This window comes from Actinacidiphila yanglinensis (genome assembly GCF_900107965.1).
GTDB lineage: Bacteria > Actinomycetota > Actinomycetes > Streptomycetales > Streptomycetaceae > Actinacidiphila > Actinacidiphila yanglinensis.
In genome coordinates this window covers 45,139-63,518 of record NZ_FNVU01000014.1, presented here as the reverse complement: position 1 = coordinate 63,518, position 18,380 = coordinate 45,139, and the positions used below count along the sequence as shown (strand labels likewise).

Below are 18,380 nucleotides of genomic sequence, written 5' to 3'. Positions count from 1 at the left end.
CTCGGCCCGGGACTGGGGTGTTTCCCCGGTGCGAGGCGGCGGGTGGCGGTGGTGTGCTGCGGGGCAGTACCGCCGCGGCGTCGCCGAGGCTCCAGAGAAAGGCCCCACACCCATGACCAGCCCGACCCCGGTGCTCTTCCTCCACGGCCTGTGGCTGCACAGCACCTCCTGGCAGCCCTGGATCGACCTGTTCCGCAAGGAGGGTTACGCCCCGTCCGCGCCGGGCTGGCCCGGTGACCCCGACACCGTGGCCGAGGCGCGGGAGAACCCGGAGAGCATCGCCGACCACGGCATCGACGACGTCGTCGAGCACTACGCGGGGATCATCCGCGGCATGGAGACGCTGCCGATCCTCGTCGGCCACTCCTTCGGCGGCATGATCGCCCAGAAGCTGCTCGGCCGAGACCTTGCGGCGGCCGCCGTCGCGATCGACGCGGCCCAGATCAAGGGGGTGTTGCCGCTGCCGCTGTCCGCACTGCGCTCGACGCTGCCGGTGTTCAAGAACCCCGCGAACAAGCACCGCGCGGTGTCCCTGACCGCCGAGCAGTTCCGCTTCGCGTTCGGCAACGCCCTGACCGGGGAGGAGTCCGACGCGCTCTACGCGCAGTGGACCATCCCCGCGCCGGGCAAGCCGCTCTTCGAGGCCGCCGCCGCGAACTTCAACCCGCACTCGCCGGCGAAGGTCGACACCGCCAACTCGGGCCGCGGCCCGCTGCTGTTGATGTCCGGCGGCAAGGACCACACCGTCCCGGAGGCGGTCACCCGCGCCACGCTCAAGCAGTACCGGCATTCCGAGGCCGTCACCGACTTCGTGACCTTCCCCGACCGCGGGCACTCGCTCACGATCGACGCCGGCTGGCGCGAGGTCGCGGACGAGGCGCTGTCCTGGCTGCGTCGGCAGAACCCGGAGGCCGCGCGATGACCGCCCCCGCCTTCGACCACGGCCTCGCCGGTCAGCGCGCCGTGGTCACCGGCGCCGGCCGGGGCATCGGCTTGGCGGTCACCGAGGGCCTCCTCGCGGCAGGCGCCCGCGTGGTCGCCGGGACCCGGAACCGTACCGACGCCCTTGACGAACTGGTCAAGCAGGGCGCCGAGTTGACCGTCGTGGAGGTCGATCTGGCCACCGGCGAGGGTCCGGCCGCGCTCGTCGCCGCCGCGGCCGAACTGCACGGCGGGCTCGACGTCCTGGTGAACAACGTCGGAGCGGTACGGCCCCGGGTCGACGGCTTCCTGGCCACCACCGACGCGGACTGGGAATGGACGTTCACGATCAACGTCATGGCCGCGGTCCGGGCCACCCGCAGCGCGCTGCCGCACCTGATCGCCACCGGCGACGGCCGGATCGTCACCGTCTCCTCGGTCAACGCCCGGCTCCCCGACCCGCTGGTCATCGACTACAGCGCGGCCAAGGCGGCGCTGTCCAGCTTCTCCAAGTCGCTGTCCAAGCAGGTGGGTCGGCAGGGCGTACGCGTCAACTCGGTGAGCCCGGGCCCCGTCGAGACCCAGCTGTGGCAGGGCGCGGACGGGGTGGCCGCGACCGTCGGCAGCAGCCTCGGCCTCGATCCGGGCACGGTCGCCGAGAACGCCGCGGCCGAGGCGGTCACCGGCCGTTTCACGTTGCCCTCCGAAGTGGCCGACCTGGTCGTGTTCCTGGCGGGCCGGCGTTCGGGCAACGTCACCGGCGCGGACTTCCTCATCGACGGCGGGATGACCGACACCCTCTGAACCCGGGGCGGCGCCCGGGCGGTTCGGGCGATGCTGCTCGACCTCCCCGGCCGCGCCCGGCCCTCCCGTACGCCGCGAGAAGCAGCGCCGGCGCGGCTACCTGATCGACCATCAGGTGGCCGCGCCGAGCACGGAGCGCAACTGCCGCCGGGAGGTGATGTCCAGTTTCCTGAACACCTTGTTGAGGTGGTACTCGACGGTCGACGTGGTGATGAACAACCTCGCCGCGATCTCCGCGTTCGTCGACCCGTCGGCGGCCAGCCCGGCGATCCGCCGCTCCTGCGGCGTCAGGTCGTGCTCGGTCTGCACGGTCCGCTTCCGGGCGCGCTCGCCGGTGGCCAGCAGTTCGAGCCGGGCGCGTTCGGCGAAGGCGGCCGCGCCCATGCCCGCGAACATCTCGTGTGCGGTGCGCAGTTCGGCCCGGGCGTCGGCGCGGCGCCCGCGCCGCCGCAGCCACTCGCCGTGCAGCAGGTGCGTCCGCGCCAGGTCCGTCCGCACCCCGGTACGGCCGAGCAGGGCCGCGGACTCCGCGAAGAAGGCCCCCGCCTGGTCGTCGTCGGCCATCAGGGCCCGGCAGCGGGCCAGCAGCCCCAGCGCCCACGGCGTGCCGGCCAGCGGCGCGCGCTCCTCCAGCCGTCTGAGCGCCTCCTTCGCGGTGCGGTGGTCCCCGCAGCGCACCGACGCCTCCACGAGGTCGGGCAGCGCGCGGGGCACGGCACCGGCGTTGTCGTGGTCGAAGGCCACCCGCGCGCAGGCCGCGGCCTCGGCGTAGCGTCCGAGACCGAGTTCCAGCACGGCCAGGCAGTTCCGGGCCCAGTCGCCCAGGCCGCCGTGCGCGTGCCGCGTCACCAGGTCCTGGACCAGCGCGTCCGCGGCGGCCCGGGCACGCGCCTCCTGGCCGCTCCATGCCAGCAACTCGACCCGGAAGGCCAGGCCCGACGGCTGCCCGATGACCGCCGCGAGCTCCTCGGCCTCGTCCAGGCAGGCGGTGGCCGCGGCGAAGCGGCCGGCCCGCAGCTCCCACGTGGAGCGGACCACCAGCGTGGACCGGAGCGCCCCCAGCGCACCGATGCGGCGCTCGTGCGCCTCGACGAGCCGGGCGGCCTCCTCGCCCCCGGCGTCGTCCCAGATCTCCTCGGCGGCGTAGAGCGCGAGCGTCGACTGCCGCGCGCCCCCTTCGATCACGTGGCCGTCCCGGCCCATGGCGGCGAGGGCCGCCCGCAGGACGGGCACGGAGGGTGCGTAGCCGCTGTCCATCCGCAGGGCGAAGCCCCGGAGGAGGAGGTCGGTGCCGGCCGGCGGGGCCGACCTCATGGCCGGTGAGGTGAGAACCGCCGTACCGAACTCCCGGGCGGACAGCGTCTCGTGCGCGCTGCACAAGGCCGCCAGGAGTCCTTCCAGCAGCATCGAACGGGCGAGGACGGGGTCGGTGCCGGCGACCGTGTCCGCCGCGGCCAGCAACTGCGGTACCACGCCGTCGATACGTTCGAAGTAGAGGTCGGTCGTCGCCCTGGCGTGCAGTGCGCGGGCGCGCAGCACCGGGTCGCCGGTTGCCAGGAGCGGTTCGGCCTGCTCGATCATGGCCTGCGCCGCGACCGGGTCGCCCAGGACGAGGTGGGCCCGGGCGGCTTCGACGAGCCGGACCGCGCGGACCGAGCGGTCCGCCTCCGACAGTTCCGCCGCCCGCGCCAGGAACGCCGCCCGCGCGGCGTATCCGCCCCGGGCCCCGGCCCGTTCCGACGCCTCGACGAGCTCGCCGGCCACCTCGTCGTCGAGCCCGACCGTCGCCTCGGCGCGGTGCCAGGCCCGGCGTTCGGGGTGCTGGACCGGGTCGCTGACCGCGGCCAGCGCCGCGTGGACCCGGCGGCGCTCGGCGGGGTCGGCGGCGGTGTACACGGCCGACCGGATGAGCGGGTGCCGGAACTCCACGATGCGGCCCCGGGTGAGCACGCCCGCGGAGATCGCCGCGTCCACGGCATTGGCGGGCACGCCGAGTTCGGCGGCCGCGCGCCACAGCAGTGGCGGGTCCTCCGGCGGCGCGGCCGACAGCAGCACCAGCAGGGTCCGGGTCTCGGCGGGAAGGCCGCGCACCAGTTGCCCGAAGTGGTGTTCCAGCCGGGCCCCGACGGGGAGCGGCTCGAACAGCGGAGCCGTCCCCGCCAGATGGGCCGGGCTGAGCGTGTCGACGCTCTCGATCAGCGCCAGCGGATTCCCGCCGGTGTCGGCGACGATGCGCGCGGCCACTGCCGCGTCCAGCCGCCCGGCGACGTTCCGCCCGAGCAGCGCGTGCGCGTCGGTGTCGGCCAGGCCGCCCATCGTGAGCGTGTTGAAGCCTTCGAACGCACCGGGGCCCGGGAGTTGCCGGCGGCCGGCGAGGACGAGACCGACGGCTTCGGCGCCGAGCCGGCGGCCGACGAACGCCAGCGCGTCGCGCGACTCGCGGTCGAGCCACTGCACGTCGTCGACCAGGCACAGCAGCGGCTGCTCCGCGGTGGCGTCGGCCAGCAGGGTCAGGGTCGCCATGCCGACGAGGTACCGGTCGGCCGGCGGCGCCGCGAGCATCCCGAACGCCGAGGCCAGCGCCTCGTGTTGCGGCGCCGGCAGCACGTCGAGGCGGCGCAGGAACGGGCGCAGCAGGCGGTGCAGGGCCGCGTGGCCCAGTCGCGCCTCGGACTCGGTCCCGGCGGCGCGGACGACGCGCAGGTCCGTCGACGTCCCCGCCACGTGGTCGAGCAGCGTGGTCTTGCCGATGCCGGCCTCGCCGACGAGGAGCAGCGCCCCGCTCATGCCGTCGCGGACACCCTCCACCAGGTCGGCGAGGAGCCGCAGTTCCTCGTGCCGACCGGTGAGCGGGACCGGGCGGGTACGGGTGCCGGCCGGGGGAAGTCCAGTCACCCGCCCAGAGAAACACCTGTCCGGCTGGGGAACCCTGGGGGCGGACCCTAGTCCGGTGGCCACTCCGGCCACGGGGGAAGCCGAGGCTGTGGCTACGAGTCCGGCTTACGGTTCCGGCTCCGGCTGCGGCTCCGCTTTTACGGGTTCGACTCCGCCTGAGGTGTCGGGTCCGGCTCCGAGGCTCCGACTACCGCTCCGGCTGGGGCTGTTGCGCGCGCAGCGCCTCCGCCAGCCGGCGCCGCGACGATATGCCCAGCTTGGCGTAGATGTTCGACAGGTGGTACTCCACGGTCTTCGGGGTGACGTAGAGCTCCGCCGCGGCCTCCTGGTTGGTCCGCCCGCCGGCGATGAGGTGCGCCACCGAGAGCTCCCGCTCGGTGAGGGCGAGCACGCGGCTGGGCGCCTGCACGGGGGCGGTGAGCCCGATCGCGGCCAGGTCCGCGTCGCACCGCGCGAGGAACGGCGCCGCCCGCAGCGCGGCGAACCGGTCGTGGGCGGACTTGAACCACCGCGCGGCCTCGCGCCGGGAGGCGGAGTTGGTCGCGACGAGGAGCTTGGCGTAGCTGTGCTCCAGCATCGCGCGGAACAGCGGAGCCGCGTCGTCGTCGCCCTCCTCCGCCGAACCGGCCACCGCCTGCGTGTAGATCACCAGCGCGTCGTGCGGACGGCCCTGCGCCTCTGCGAGTCGGCCGCGCAGCCGGGCCAGGACGACCCGCAGGTAGCCGGTCCCGTCGTAGCCGTCGCGGAAGTCGTCGAGGGCGAGGGCGGCCGCCGCCAACTGCCCCGTCCCGGTGAGCGCTTCGACCAGCAGCGACTGCTGCCACAGCCAGAAGGGCTTGAACCGCAGGCGGATCCGCCCGTCCCCGCTGCCCTCGGCGCGGTCGAGCAGCGGCTCCAGCGAGCGCAGCATGGCGACGTGGTCGGCGCGGGCCTGCGCCACCATCGCCTGGCCCAGCGCCGCGTAGACGGTCTCGGTCGGCGGCGATCCGAGTGCTGCGGTGATCCGCAGCATGGCGTCGACATGCCGCTGGGCGGCGTCCCACCGCCCGCGGCCTGCCTCCACGCACACGGCCGCGAACCAGGCGGCCGCGTCACCGAGCACGTGGTCCTGGATCGCGGCGATCGCCTGCGCCCGGTCGCTCGCGGACTCGCTGGCGTTCCAGTCGCCCGACAGGTACTCCACGATCGCCAGCAGGGAGAGGGACTGGTGGCTGAGTTTCGACCCGGCGCCCTGCTGGTCGCGGTGCGCCACCGTCGCCAAGTCGGCGTGCGCGGCGGGGAGTCGGCCCAGGAACAGGTGGAGGACGCCGCGCGTGGCGAGTGTCGCGAGCTGGTGGTCGGCCGCCTGGGAGGCCTCGGCGGGAAGGTGCGCCAGGTCGGGCAGTGCCGCGCGCGGCCCCTGGTCCCACAGCCGTCCGGTCGCGAGCATCGCGCGGGTGAGGTCGGACGTGGCGGGGTCGAGGTCGCCGAGCGCCAGGGTCCTGCCGGCGATGCGCACGGCCTCCGCACCGCGGGAGTGCCGGATCATGAGGACGGCCAGGAACGTCCCGGCCAGGACCGCGACCCAGCCCGCCTCCGGATCGGGGAGCGCGTCCTGCCAGGCCTCGGTGAGCCGGGCCTCGGCGGCCGCGAACCGGCCGTCCAGCAGGTCCATGACGCCGAGGACGCAACTGCGCAGGGTGCTGGGGGCGCAGTCCTCGACCTGGGCCCGCAGTTTCACGGCCGTCACCGGTTGCAGGGTGAGCAGCGACTGGGCGCAGGCCGCCACCAGCCGCCGTTCCCGGTCGGCCCGTTCGCCGGACAACGAGGAGGCCCACAACAGGCGTGTAGCGGCGAGGGAGTTGCGGCCCAGCACGGCCTCCGCCTGCGCCGACCGCTCCAGTTCGGCGGCCAGTTCGGGATCGGCGGAGGTGGCCGCGGCGACGCGGTGGGCCCAGGCCGCGGCCGTACCGACCACGCCCGCGGCGGCGACATGGAGGGTGCGGCGGCGCTCGGGGTCCATCCCGTCGTGGACGGCGTCGCGGTGCAGGGCGTGCACCATGGCGACAGGGCTCTGCGACTCGCTCGGCCACCACTGCGCCAGCCCGGCGGTCAGCGCCGGCCGCAGGGCACGGGCCGGGTCGTCGACCCCGGCGACCTGCCCGACGATCGTGAGCGGAAGGCGGGTGTCCAGCACCGCCATCGCCTCCAGCAGCGCCACGGAGTCCGCGGGCAGGTGGTCCAGCAGGGTGCTGACCCCGACCCGGAGGGTGCGGGGGACCGGCCAGCGCTCCGCCGCCTCGTCCCGCAGCGTATCGACCGGCACCTCGGCCAGGACCGTGCGCAGGTAGAGCGGATGGCCCTTCGTGTAGCCGTGCAGGCGCCGCACCAGGCTCGGCGCCGGACGCACGTCGAGCAACCGCCGGGCCAACTGCCCCGCGTCGTCCTCGTCGAGCCCGCCGACCTCGATCCGCACCGCCCGATCCAGCGAACGGGCCAGCCGGTCAAGGGTGTCGACGGCCCGCTCGGCGTCCGGACGGGTCAGCAGGACGGTCAGCACCCGGTCCGCCCAGAGCCGCCGCAGGACGAACCCCAGCACCTGCAGGGACAGCGGATCGGCCCAGTGGACGTCGTCGACGACGAGCGCGACCGGGCCCCTCGGCTCCTGCAGCGCGCCGAGCAGCAGCAGCATCTGCCCGCCGATGGCGTACGGCGACGCCCCCACCACGGACTCCTGCGCCAGCAACGGGAACCGGGCCGCCACCTCGGGGTCCACCCGCCGGATCAACTGGCCGAGCACACCCCCGGGAAGGTCGGTCTCCGACGGGTCCCCGGTCGCCCACAGGACCGTGAAATCCTCCAGCGCGGCCACGGTCCGGCGTACGAGAGCGGTCTTGCCGATGCCGGCCTCGCCCTCGACGACCGCCAACCACGCCTCGCCGCCGCGCACTTGCTCCACACACGCCGCAAGCCGCCCCGACTCGTCGAGCCGCCCGACGAAGACCTCACCCCGCCCGTCCGCGGACGCCCCTGCCGCACTGCCGGCCACACTCATGTCGGAGTCTCCCGTGAACGGCGGCGCAGCCGGGCTGACGTGGGAACACGCCTGCCCATCCTACGTCCGAGCTCCCCCGGCGCCCCCGCCCCGATCCTCCCGCCTCGACCCTCCCCACGGCCCCACCGTCCCCCACGCCACCACCGTTCCCGCGCCGACTTGAGGCCGTACCCTCGCCGATCCACCTCGACAAGGTGCTGGCGGGGCTCGCGGGCAACCCCTGCCTGTACCGGGTGGCCCGCGCGTACCCCAGAGTTGGCGCCCCCCGGAGTACGCGACGGGTGTTCGTCAGGCGACCGGCGAGGGTCGGAGAGGCCCGCGCCGCACTTCCGTGCAGCCGTGGGTGGCTGAACGCCGAGGGTCAGTCCGCGGCGACCACCGTCGTCCAGTCGAGTCCTCCGTGCGCGCCGACCGCCGGTGCGTAGCCACCGTCGGGGAGACCGGCGAAGAACTTCAGGGCGCCGTGGGACGTGGCGGCGTAGAGGTCCGGGATGCCATCACCGTTGGCGTCGCCCGCGCTGAGAACGCGCGGGTAGTGAGCGGCGGTGAAGCCCTCGCCCACCGTCGTCCAGTCGGCCGGAGCGGCGAGCGTGCCGTCGGCGTTGCCCGCGGCCAGGCTGAGCGTCCCGGAGACGTCGTCCCGGATGAGGATGTCGGGTGTGCCGTCACCCGTCACGTCGCCCGGGGTGATCACCGTGCTGTGGTCGAGGCCGGTGGCCAGGACGGTGGAGGTCATCCCACCGAAGTCGTCGGTCCAGTGGAGCAGTTGGCCGTCCTCCACGCTGAGGATGTCCTGGAAACGGGTGGCGGTGCCCAGGCTGCCCGAGGTGCCGTGCAGGATCTGGGTGGCCACCGTCCAGTTCTTGCCGTCGGCGCGGTTCCAGGGGCCCGTCGACTCCCCGCGCGTGCCGAAGTCCCCGAGACCGTTGTTCGGCATTCCCAGGACGTACCCGGTGCCGCCGATCCGGAGCAGGTCCTGGTAGCCGTCCGAGTCGAGGTCGCCGTCGCGGAGCACGCTGCCCTGGTCCCAGCCGTCGCCGGTGTCGGCGTACGTGACCGCTTTCTTCAGCGTGCCGTCGCCCTTGCCGTACAGCACGTAGAGCTTGCCGTCGGTGCTGGTGGCCAGCAGATCGGCCGTCCCGTCACCGTTGAGATCTCCGGCCTTGTCCCGCGTCGCGGCGGAGGCGACGTAGAAGGAGTACTGGACGGTTCCCGAGACGTTCCCCGCCCGGTCCACGGTCCGGACGTTCAGGAAGTTGCTGCCCCACCTGGTAGGTGTCAACTTCACCTTCGCGGTGCCGTCGAGCCCGACCGGCACCGAGGGGTTGCCGCCGACAGCGAGGTCCCCGTCGAGCGCGTACTCGAAGCGGACGGCGTCCTCGGAGCCGGGTCCGGAGGCCGTGAAGGTGAAGGCGCCGGTCGTGCGCACCGTCGGCGGCGGCGTCGTGGAGCCGGCCGGCGGGAACACCTTGGACGTGACGACCGGGGTGGCGGGCGAGGTGAGGTCGACGACGAAATGGCAGTCGCCGGACCATTCCGAGGCAGTCCCCGCCGGGTCCACATCACGGGTGCGCCAGGTGTAGGTGACCCCGTCCGCGAAGTCCGCAGAAGGCAGCAGCAGTTGCCTGTCGGTGCCGCCGAATCCGGAGGCGGTGCCGTCGTACGGGGTGGACCCGTCGCCCGGCTCGACGAGGAACTCCGTGTCGTACCGGACGGACGGGCTTCCGTTCGACGTGGCCGAGAAGGTGATCCCTCCGGTGGTTCTGCCGATGTATCCGTAGGGTGCGTCCGCCCCGCAGCCGTCGCCGCTCGCCCCGCCCACCGGTGCGGGTCGGGTCTCGAGTCCGCTCGGCGCCGGCGCGGGGCTGTCGGCCGCCTGGGCCGCAGCCGGGAAGGCCGCGAACGCCCCGCCGACGAGCAGGGCGGCCGCCGCTCCGACGACCACCCGCCGGAATCTGCGCCGACGTGGCTGTCTCACTCTCATCCATCCCCCCAAAAGGACCGGCGCGGGTGCGACCCACGCACGCCGGGTGTCCGATCGGCGATCGTCGGTGACGACCCCGCTGGGCAATGTACGCCGGAGGACCGACAACGCCCCACGCAATTAAGCTCGTTGGCCCCGACCGCCCGAACGTCCTCCCGTGGTAACCGGCAGACCGCGGGAGCCTACGCAGCGGGCGGACCCGGGACCGGTCAACTCACCTTGTACAGCGGGCCGACGAAGCGGGCCGGGAGCGCGGCGGGGAAGGCCGCGGGCGTCGGCGCGCCGGCCGGGAGGACACCGCCGGGGGCCCAGACGGTGGACAGGTAGGCGCTGCTCAGCCCGATGGCGTCCCCGACGGCGTTCCGGGTCGCGACCGAGTACTCCGGGTTCCCGCCGAAGGTCTGTACGGACTCGAGGGACGCGGACTCCTCGTTCAGGTAGGCCGCGGTCTTCGGCGAGAGCGCGTCGGCCGGGGTCCAGAGCGCGGGCCCGCGGGTCGCGGTGACGGCGTTGCCGGCGACGGCGCTCTGCCAGGTCGTCTCGGACTCGACGGTGGCCGTGTCGGGCGCCGCCCACCAGAACCGCGCGAGGTTGACCGCTGTCTGCTCGTAGGTGGCGGCGCTGACGTTCCAGAACGTCCACGCCTGGTCGAGCGGCGCGTTCTCCATCGCCTCACGGGCGGTGGTGCCGACCGTGACGAGTTTCGTCGTGGCGGCGTCGAGCGTGTTCAGGTACGCCTTCACCGCGTCCGGCACGGTCGTGCCCTTGACGAGCAGGACGACGCCCAGGCCGTGGAAGCCGAGCGAAGCCGCCGCGGTGGAGGCCGAGATCGGGTCGTGGTAGTCCATGCCGTCGGCGACGAACACCCAGTCGGGCTTCTTGGTGATCTGCGTGGCCACCCGGGCGGAGATCGAGGGCAGGTCCGGCCCGTCCATCCGCAGCGCGGTGTAGCCGAGCGCGGTGATCTGCGCGGACACCGTGGAGCTCAACTGCGCGGTGTTGCCGACGAGATAGACGGTGCTCCCCTTCGGCAGGGTTCGCTGGAGCTCCGCGGCGGCGGTCGCGTCCAGCGATCCGGGCGACGTCATCACCACCGGCCCCTGCTTCTCCGCGGCCAGCGAGATCGCCGGCGCCGCGTAGGTGGCGTTGGCGTTGTCGACGAGCACGGCCGAACGGGCAGCCACCAGACCGTTCTGGTGGGCGGCGCCGGTCGTGTCGAAGGCCCAGCGGGACGCGGCCTGGTCGATGGTGACGCCGCCGGTCGCGTACACCCGGTCCAGGATGTTGTTCCGGACGCTCTGGTAGGACGGCTTCGTCCCGGACGCGTTCAGCGTGTCGGCCGAACCGCTGCTGAGATCAAGGACCTTGACGGTCGTCGCGCCCGTCGCCGGGTCCTTGGAGTCGTAGGCGAGGCGCTCGCCGGACGGGTCCCATGCCGCGTGCTCGTGGCTCGCGCCGTCCGTGGTGAGCTGCTGCGCGCCGGTGCCGTCCGCGGCAGCGACGAAGAGCTGCCGCACGCCGTCCACCGGCCGGGAGAAGGCCAGCCGGCCGCCGTCGGGGGAGTACGCGGGCATGAGGGCGTTCGGGAGGAGTTGCGCGACGGTGTCGGTGACCGGGTCGAACGTCCAGATGCCCGTGGTGTTCCCGCAGGGAGCCGCCCGGGCGAACGCCACCGTTCCGGTCGGGCTCGCCGACGGCTCACCGTCGCAGTCCGCGAAGGGCGACTGGGCGTCCGTCAGCAGGGGCCGCGGGTCGGAGGAGCCGTCGGACGGCCCGGCGTACATCTCCTCGCCCGTGCTCACGATCACGTACCGGCCGTTCAGCCAGTACGTCGCGTCCTCGTAGTACCCGCCCCGCCCCGGCTCGCCACCCGTGTCCGGTGATCCCACGGTGACAGGTGAGGTCGCACCCTCGGCCCGGACGCTGGTGAGCGCGAGCCAGTTCTCCTGCCCTGCCATCACCCGGCTGCCGTCGGGGGCCCAGACGGGACCGATGCCCGCGCCGTTCGCGATCCCTTCGACCGCGTGCGCGCCGGAGCCGTCCGCCTGCACGGTGATCACGCCCGAGCCGCTGTCCAGCGCGATCAGCCCGGTGGGCGCGGGGGTTCCCGCGCCGGTCGCCGCCCGAGCGGCGGGCACGAGAACGCATCCCGCGCCGACGGACACGCAGGCCGCCATCGTCATGGCCGCGAGCGCGCGACGCCGTCTGGTACTCATGGGTCCCCCCAGCGATTTCTGTGAAGCCGCTGAGTTCCCCCCCACCGGCTGGAGGAACCTAGCCCGGAGGCGGGCGGCGTGCAGGTGTCCCCGGTTGAACGCGGGATGAACGGTGCCGGGGACGCGGTCGGGGGCGGACGTCTCGCCGAGCGTGCGCGCTGCGTGTCCCGTGGGAGGAGACCGGAACGGCCTCCGCTCTGTTGTGCTCACTTTGCACCTAAGGGCGCGTCGGTGGCGCGATGTTTCTCCCGAGGATCTTTCTAACCGTCCACCGGCATCCGTCCAGAGTCTTGACTTACGCCTAGAGCCAGCTGAACATGTGTGCTGCGCCACACGGGACGCCGTCGTTTTCCGCGCGTTGGGCACCAACCAAGCGGTCTCTGACCGCGCCCGACGATGAGTGCGGCCGCGACCCGGCGCAACGCCACGGGCGAAATGGCCCCACACATTTCCGGGAGGCATTCGTGCTGGTCCTACCCACACTCCGGCGCCGGACGCGGTTACTCATCGCGTTCCTGCTCGCGGTGGCGATCGCGGTGCCGGTCCTCGGCACGGCGACGCGCGCCGAGGCGGCCTCGTCGGGGCCGTGCGACATCTACGCGTCCGGTGGCACGCCGTGCGAGGCGGCATACAGCACCACCCGGGCGATGTTCTCCTCGTACAACGGCCCGCTGTACCAGATCCAGCGCGCCTCGGACAGCAGCACCCTGAACATCGGCCTCGCGTCCGCCGGCGGCCTGGTCGCCTCGGCGCCGCAGGTCTCCTTCTGCTCCGGTACGACCTGCACGATCACGCAGCTGTACGACCAGACGTCCAACGCCAACAACCTGCCGATCTCGCCCGGCAGTTCCTGCTCCGGCTGCTCCGGCAGTCTGTCCGGACCCGGGCCGAACGGCTCGGACATCGGTGCGAACGCCATGGCGCTGCCGATCACGGTGGGCGGCCAGTCCGCCTACGGCGTGCTGGTCAACAACATCGGCACCGGGTACCGCAACAACGCCGCCAAGAACGTGCCCACCGGCGCGCAGCCCGAGGGCCTGTACATGCTCACGTCGTCCAAACTCGTCAGCAGCAGCTGCTGTTTCGACTTCGGCTCGGCCGAGACCGACGACTCGGACGACGGCAACTCGACCATGAACGCCATCTATTACGGCTCCGCCTGCTGGACCGGCGGCTGCACCGGCTCCGGCCCCTGGGTCGGCGGTGACCTCGAGAACGGCATGTACTTCAGCGCGGCGGGCCCCAACCCGTCCAACATCCCCAGCGAGACAGGCTCGTTCGTCTCCGCCTGGGAGAAGAACAACGGCACGACGAACTTCACGCTCAAATACGGCAACGGGCAATCGGGCGGGCTGAACCAGGCGTACTCCGGCGCCCTGCCAGGCGGCTACAACCCGATGAAGGTGCAGCCCTCCATCGAGTTGGGGACCGGCGGCGACAACAGCCCCGAAGGAACTGGCGAGTTCTTCGAGGGGGCTGTCACGAAGGGGTTCCCGACCGACGCGACCGAGAACTCCGTGCAGGCCAACATCACCGCGGCCGGCTACACGAACAACACCACCACGTTCCCGCCGCCCACCCAGTCCGTGATCAGCCTCAAGGCGCACGCCAACGGCAAGTACGTCGACGCGCCGAACAGCACCACCTCGCTCATCGCCGATGCCACCTCGGTCGGCACGAACGAGACCTTCGACCTGATCGCCAACAACAACAACACCGTGAACCTGAGGGCCCACTCCGACAACCAGTGGGTCACCGCCGAGAGCAACGGGAACTCGCCGCTGATCGCGAACCGCGGTGCGGCCGGCCCGTGGGAGACGTTCTACCTCCTCCACAACTCCGACGGCAGCGTCAGCCTCCGCGCCTACAACAACCAGCACCTCGTCACGGCCGAGAACGCCGGGGCCTCGTCCCTGATCGCCAACCGCACGGCCGTCGGCCCCTGGGAGGAGTTCGACCTCACCACGCTCTCCTGACTTCCCGCATCTACAGGCGTCCGCCCCTGCCCGGTCACCACCGGTCGGGGGCGGACGCGTTCAGTACCGGAGCAGGTTCAGCACCGGGCACGCACCTTCTCTGGGGGACCCTCTCCGTGAATCGGGGTGGCGTGCACGCCGCACATCCCGGGACCATCCGGAGATGTCTGCTGACACGCCAGGACGGGACCTTCCGATCGGCTTCGGATTCCGGCCGTACCACGGCGACGAGGATCACGACGCGATGGCCGCGGTGCGGCTGGGATGTGCCGAACGGGACCGGGCCGACGCCCGTTCGGTCGTGGACGGGCTTCCCACGGCGGCCGAGATCGCCGAAGCCTCGGCCGAGTTGGAGGAGCCGTCCAGGAACCAGGTCCTGCTGGAGCGCGACGGAAGCCTCGTCGGCTACGCGACGATCCGGTGGTGGCGGGAGCGCGACGGGACGTGGGTCTACCTGCACCGCGGGTATCTCCTGCCCGAGCACCGCCACCAGGGCATCGGCTCGGCCATGCTGAACTGGGCCGAGAAGCGGATCCGTGAGCTCGTCGCACAGCAGGGAACCTCGCGGACGGCGGTGATCGGTGCGAGCGCCACGTCCTCCGAGCAGGACGCCACAGCGCTTCTGCTCGCGGCAGGCTACCGACGCGTCTTCAGCCTGGTCGAGATGGAGTTGGACGATCTGCGACACCTGCCCGAACGCGGCGGGGAACTGCCCGTCGGGATTCGGACGGGACCGATCGGAGCACCCCACTACCGTGCGGCCTGGAGCACCGTCGTCGATTCCTATGCGGATGCCGGGTTCATCCGGGAATGGCCCTACCGGGAGTTCGTCGCCACCGCCGACCCGGCGTGCTGGCGGGCCGCGTGGGACGGGCAGGACATGGTCGGCGTCGTCCTCTGCTCCCTCCGCCGTCGCGACCACACCCTCGGCGAGGTAGGGGAGTTGAGCGTCCGCGCGGACCGTCGACGCCTCGGAATCGGCCGGGCCCTGCTGCTGGACGGGCTGCGTAGCCTCCGTGCACACGGCGCGACGACCGCCCGCCTATTCACCGGCACGGCGAATCCCCACCGGTCCTACGATCTCTACGAGAGCGTGGGGTTCCGCCGACGGAACACGTACGCCCGCTACCGCAAGCCTCTCGCGTGATCCCCGCTCGGCAGGACACCCGTCCGACGTCGAAACGCACGGTGGCCCGCGCCCGTCGGACCCGCGAGCGGACTCGTCGTACGAAACGTCGGGCGAGGGACGCGTCCCTCGCCCGACGTCGTCGGGTGCCTTGTTACCCAGCGCTCGGAGCGGGCCGCGCACGGTGGTCCGTGCGCGGCCCGTCCCGGGTTTCCTCGTCAGTCCCCGAGGTCGCTCAGGAACTTCTTGGTGTACTGCAGCGGCGTCGTGCTGGGGACGGAGTTGCAGGTGGGGGACGCGTAGTCGTCGGAACACGGCGTGTCCCGGTCCAGTGACCAGTAGTGCAGCCCGGCCAGGCCGTTGCTGGTCGCGTATGACGTCAACGTGTCCACGTCCGTGGCGGTGAAGGTCTCGCTGGTGGCGTCGTTCATGCCGATCATCGGCGTGACGGCGATCTTGCCGGCCGCGACCCCGTAGGTGTGCTCCAGGTTCTTCACCGCCTGGATCGCCGACTGCGCCATCTCGCAACTGCCGGAGGTGACGACGCACACGCTGCTGGACGCGTTGCCGTAGTCCATGGTCATCAGGTTGATGACGTAGTTCTTCAGGCTGGAGCCGAGCACCGCCTTGACGACCGCGTCGCCGGTCGAGTTCACACCGCCGTAGCTGCCGTCGGACGCTCCCAGCGTGGCGAGGGTGAACGAGAACTGGAGGTTCGGGTACTGCGCCTGCGCTCCGGCCGCCGAGGCGACCAGGCTCTGGATGTCCGACGCGCTCTGGCCGCTTTCGATGTCGAAGTCGATACCGACCAGGTTCGGGCTGGCGTAGCGGGCGATGAACGATTCCATGCCGGCCGTCGAGCCGCAGGTGAAGCTTCCGGCGGCGCCGCCGGTGGACAGGACGTAGTCCAGGTTGGCGGACTGGAGCTGCGGCACGTTCTCGGCGGCCCAGTTGGCGCCCGAGACACCGCCCCAGTTCTCGCTGCCGCACGAACCGGTGGCGAACGCGACCGTGAGCGCGGGAAGTTTCGGCAGGTACTGCGAGACCAGGCTGCCGGAGCCCACCACCGGAAGCGTCGACCCGGACGCGGCCGACTGCATCTGGTAGGTGTTCCAGTTCATGTTGATGGTGACGTCCTTGTACGGGCTGAAGAGCAGCCCGCTGACCGAACCCGTTCCGGTCCCGGTGCCGCCACCCCCGCCTCCGCCGCCACCGGACGATCCACCGGTACACGCGCCGTTGGACGTCCACGGTTGGCCGCTGCCGCTTCCGCCGTTGCTGGTCGCCGGGTCGTTGCCCTGCGTCCAGTAATTCGCGGTGTAATTGGTCCCGTTCTCGCTGGCCTGCTGCCCGCCGGTGTAGACGGTGCCGGAACTCCATGCCGCGGCACAGGTGGTGGCCGCTTGCGCGGCGGGCGCGGCGGCCAACGCGAAGGCCGTGCCGCCGACAGCCAGCCCGAGTGCGGAGCCGGCGGTGAGTGCAGTGCGTAGAATCTTTCTTCCGACTCGCACGGAATCCTCCAGGAGTGAGGGGCGCTCTTGCATCGCGGCACCTCGCCGATCCGGTGGATCGCCAAGGTGACCGCTTCGCACGGGGGGTGAGCGGTGTGGTCCTGACCCAGTCGAGCAGATTGGTCAAGACCAATATGTACGGCCGGCGAGTGGGCCGGTCAACCCTGCAACAAAGTTGCATAATTAGTTTGGCCGGATCGGGTGGGCGGCCTTTCAGGAACAACTTCTCGGCAAAATTCACCATCTTTCGTGATGGGCCGCCGGGAGCCCGTGGAGATATCGGTCGTGAACGGTGGAGGTTGTGGAAAACCGCGCACTCGACCATCTGAGTGCGGGTCCATCCCGGCTGTGTGCGCGTGAAGTGCTGGCGGGAGCCGACGCTCCCGGAGCCGCCGATCGCTGAACCGTCGATCGCTGAACCGGCGTACCGGGGCCGCGGCTTACGCGGTCCGCGCACGCAATCCGGGGACGCTGGTCACCACAAGATGTTCCGGGCCCGCACCAAGGGAGACCCAGCCATGTCCGGCACCCCCGCCGCCTCCGGCACCCCCGCCACCGCCCTCCGCCTCTCCGAACAGGAGCGCGCCGCGGTCGGCGCCCTGCTGCACTTCCCCCTCATCGCCGCGATCAACGGCCGCCGCTCACGACGCTTCCCGGTCGGCGGCAGTATCCCGGCGGGCGAACTGGCCTTCACCAGCAACAGGCCGGTGCAGCCGCTCAGCGAGGTGGAGCGGGCCCTCGTCCTGGCCGTCGTCACGGGCGTGACCGGGTGGAACTTCGGAATCTCCCACCACCCCGGCTACGCGCCGGCCCTCCCCAACTACCCCGGCACGGCCGGCGGTCGGACCTTCCCCTCCGCCGCAGGCTTCCACACCACCGAGTTCTTCTTCACGGACGACTCCGGCACCTACTTCCTGTCCAGCCGTGACGCGGCGCCCGCCGGTGAGCTCCCGGTCGGTGCCGTTCCGGACAGTGCCGTTCAGGACGGGGCGCCGGACGGCACCGAAGGCGACGGGCTCGACGTGGACGCCTGGTTGAGCGCCACCACGGCCCGCTACCGCAAGCTCTCACCCGAGCGACTGTGGCTGCCGCGCGAGGAGCCCTACCTCGAAGGGCACAACACCTGGATCGCCAACCATCCCGGCTCGCTGCTGGTCATCCCCATCGCGGACCTCGCCCAGCACCTGATCGCCAACCTCGCGTTCTTCCTGCAGAACGGCTACGGCGTGTACGACGACGTCAACGGGCGGCCGGTCCCCGGCGCGGACGACCCGTCGCTGCGCCATGCCGGCGACCCCTACCCGCTCTCGTTCGTGGAGCAGTACACCCTGGCCGAGGCCAGCGCCGAGCTCATCACCAGCGTCTACAACGGCCATCTGGTGCTCGGCGCCCTCGGCCTCGGCGGCTGGACCTTCGACGGGATCGACCGCCTCTCGGTGCTCGGCGCGTCCGGCGACCCGGCCGTTCCCGGACTGGGCTTCCACGTCGAGCACGACGACAGGTGGGCCCTGCCCAACCCGACGGGCCTCACCGGCGTCTTCGAGACCCTGGCGCGTCCGCATGTCCGGGACGCCACCGAGGCGGTGCAGCGCTTCACCGAGCGGAAGTTCGGGCCCGGCGGACCGTTCCACCCCGACACGCCAGGCCCGTGGCGCGACACCCGCCGCGTCCGCTCCTCGGCGGCCCCTTACGACGAACGCTTCGTTCGCCTCCTGACCGATGAGGTGCGCTACATCGACGAGACCTTCGGCAAGCTGCCCGGCACCGTCCCCACCGTGCACATCCTCAACTACCTCCAGGCCCAGCACCTCGACCCGGACTTCTACGACCACCACTTCACCCCCGGCGCCTACCTCCCGACCCACCGGGACCACCAGACCACCTGGCACTGACCTCGCCGGTGAGTCCGGGCA

The 18,380-nt window shown here is 72.2% G+C and carries 10 protein-coding genes; 5 read left to right on the top strand and 5 right to left on the bottom strand.

Annotation, left to right across the window (positions count from 1 at the left end; all coding sequences use genetic code 11):
- Nucleotides 1-112 precede the first annotated feature (112 nt).
- Nucleotides 113-922 carry an alpha/beta hydrolase gene (locus C4U44_RS27540; RefSeq protein ID WP_103888749.1) on the top strand — a complete coding sequence of 270 codons (810 nt, stop codon included), beginning with the start codon at nt 113-115 and terminating at the stop codon, nt 920-922.
- Nucleotides 919-1,725: an SDR family NAD(P)-dependent oxidoreductase gene (locus tag C4U44_RS27535; RefSeq protein WP_103888748.1), complete on the top strand. Its 807-nt coding sequence runs from the start codon at nt 919-921 to the stop codon at nt 1,723-1,725. Before C4U44_RS27540 ends, C4U44_RS27535 begins: the two co-directional genes overlap by 4 nt.
- 111 nt (nt 1,726-1,836) lie before the next feature.
- On the opposite strand, the gene C4U44_RS27530 is transcribed toward C4U44_RS27535, so the two are convergent.
- The 4 genes from C4U44_RS27530 to C4U44_RS27515 form a co-directional block, all read right to left on the bottom strand.
- Nucleotides 1,837-4,620 (bottom strand): helix-turn-helix transcriptional regulator, encoded by a 2,784-nt coding sequence (locus tag C4U44_RS27530; RefSeq protein WP_103888747.1) that lies wholly within the window; start codon nt 4,618-4,620, stop codon nt 1,837-1,839.
- A gap of 187 nt (nt 4,621-4,807) precedes the next feature.
- Complete coding sequence (locus C4U44_RS27525; RefSeq protein ID WP_103888746.1) at nt 4,808-7,654, bottom strand: helix-turn-helix transcriptional regulator; 2,847 nt, start codon at nt 7,652-7,654, stop codon at nt 4,808-4,810.
- A gap of 361 nt (nt 7,655-8,015) precedes the next feature.
- On the bottom strand, nt 8,016-9,632 hold the full coding sequence (locus C4U44_RS27520; RefSeq protein ID WP_146088352.1) for an FG-GAP repeat domain-containing protein: 1,617 nt from the start codon (nt 9,630-9,632) through the stop codon (nt 8,016-8,018).
- A 215-nt stretch (nt 9,633-9,847) separates the two neighbouring features.
- Nucleotides 9,848-11,854 carry a PD40 domain-containing protein gene (locus C4U44_RS27515; RefSeq protein ID WP_146088351.1) on the bottom strand — a complete coding sequence of 669 codons (2,007 nt, stop codon included), beginning with the start codon at nt 11,852-11,854 and terminating at the stop codon, nt 9,848-9,850.
- 464 nt (nt 11,855-12,318) lie between these two features.
- Between C4U44_RS27515 and C4U44_RS27510 the strand changes: the two genes are divergently transcribed.
- Complete coding sequence (locus C4U44_RS27510; protein ID WP_235032387.1) at nt 12,319-13,830, top strand: arabinofuranosidase catalytic domain-containing protein; 1,512 nt, start codon at nt 12,319-12,321, stop codon at nt 13,828-13,830.
- Nucleotides 13,831-13,993: 163 nt separating this feature from the next.
- Entirely contained in the window at nt 13,994-14,977 is a 984-nt protein-coding gene (locus tag C4U44_RS27505; protein WP_103888742.1) for a GNAT family N-acetyltransferase, read from the top strand.
- Nucleotides 14,978-15,174: 197 nt separating this feature from the next.
- On the opposite strand, the gene C4U44_RS27500 is transcribed toward C4U44_RS27505, so the two are convergent.
- Nucleotides 15,175-16,467: a carbohydrate-binding protein gene (locus C4U44_RS27500; RefSeq protein ID WP_103888741.1), complete on the bottom strand. Its 1,293-nt coding sequence runs from the start codon at nt 16,465-16,467 to the stop codon at nt 15,175-15,177.
- Between the two features lie 518 nt (nt 16,468-16,985).
- On the opposite strand from C4U44_RS27500, the gene C4U44_RS27495 reads away from it, so the two are divergent.
- Nucleotides 16,986-18,359 (top strand): hypothetical protein, encoded by a 1,374-nt coding sequence (locus C4U44_RS27495; protein WP_103888740.1) that lies wholly within the window; start codon nt 16,986-16,988, stop codon nt 18,357-18,359.
- The last annotated feature ends 21 nt before the right edge of the window (nt 18,360-18,380 follow it).

Coding starts and splice junctions, on each gene's coding strand:
- C4U44_RS27535 (WP_103888748.1), top strand. CDS start 919: ATGACCGCCCCCGCCTTCGACCACGGCCTCGCCGGTCAGCGCGCCGTG.
- C4U44_RS27515 (WP_146088351.1), bottom strand. CDS start 11,854: ATGAGTACCAGACGGCGTCGCGCGCTCGCGGCCATGACGATGGCGGCC.
- C4U44_RS27505 (WP_103888742.1), top strand. CDS start 13,994: ATGTCTGCTGACACGCCAGGACGGGACCTTCCGATCGGCTTCGGATTC.
- C4U44_RS27525 (WP_103888746.1), bottom strand. CDS start 7,654: ATGAGTGTGGCCGGCAGTGCGGCAGGGGCGTCCGCGGACGGGCGGGGT.
- C4U44_RS27540 (WP_103888749.1), top strand. CDS start 113: ATGACCAGCCCGACCCCGGTGCTCTTCCTCCACGGCCTGTGGCTGCAC.
- C4U44_RS27495 (WP_103888740.1), top strand. CDS start 16,986: ATGTCCGGCACCCCCGCCGCCTCCGGCACCCCCGCCACCGCCCTCCGC.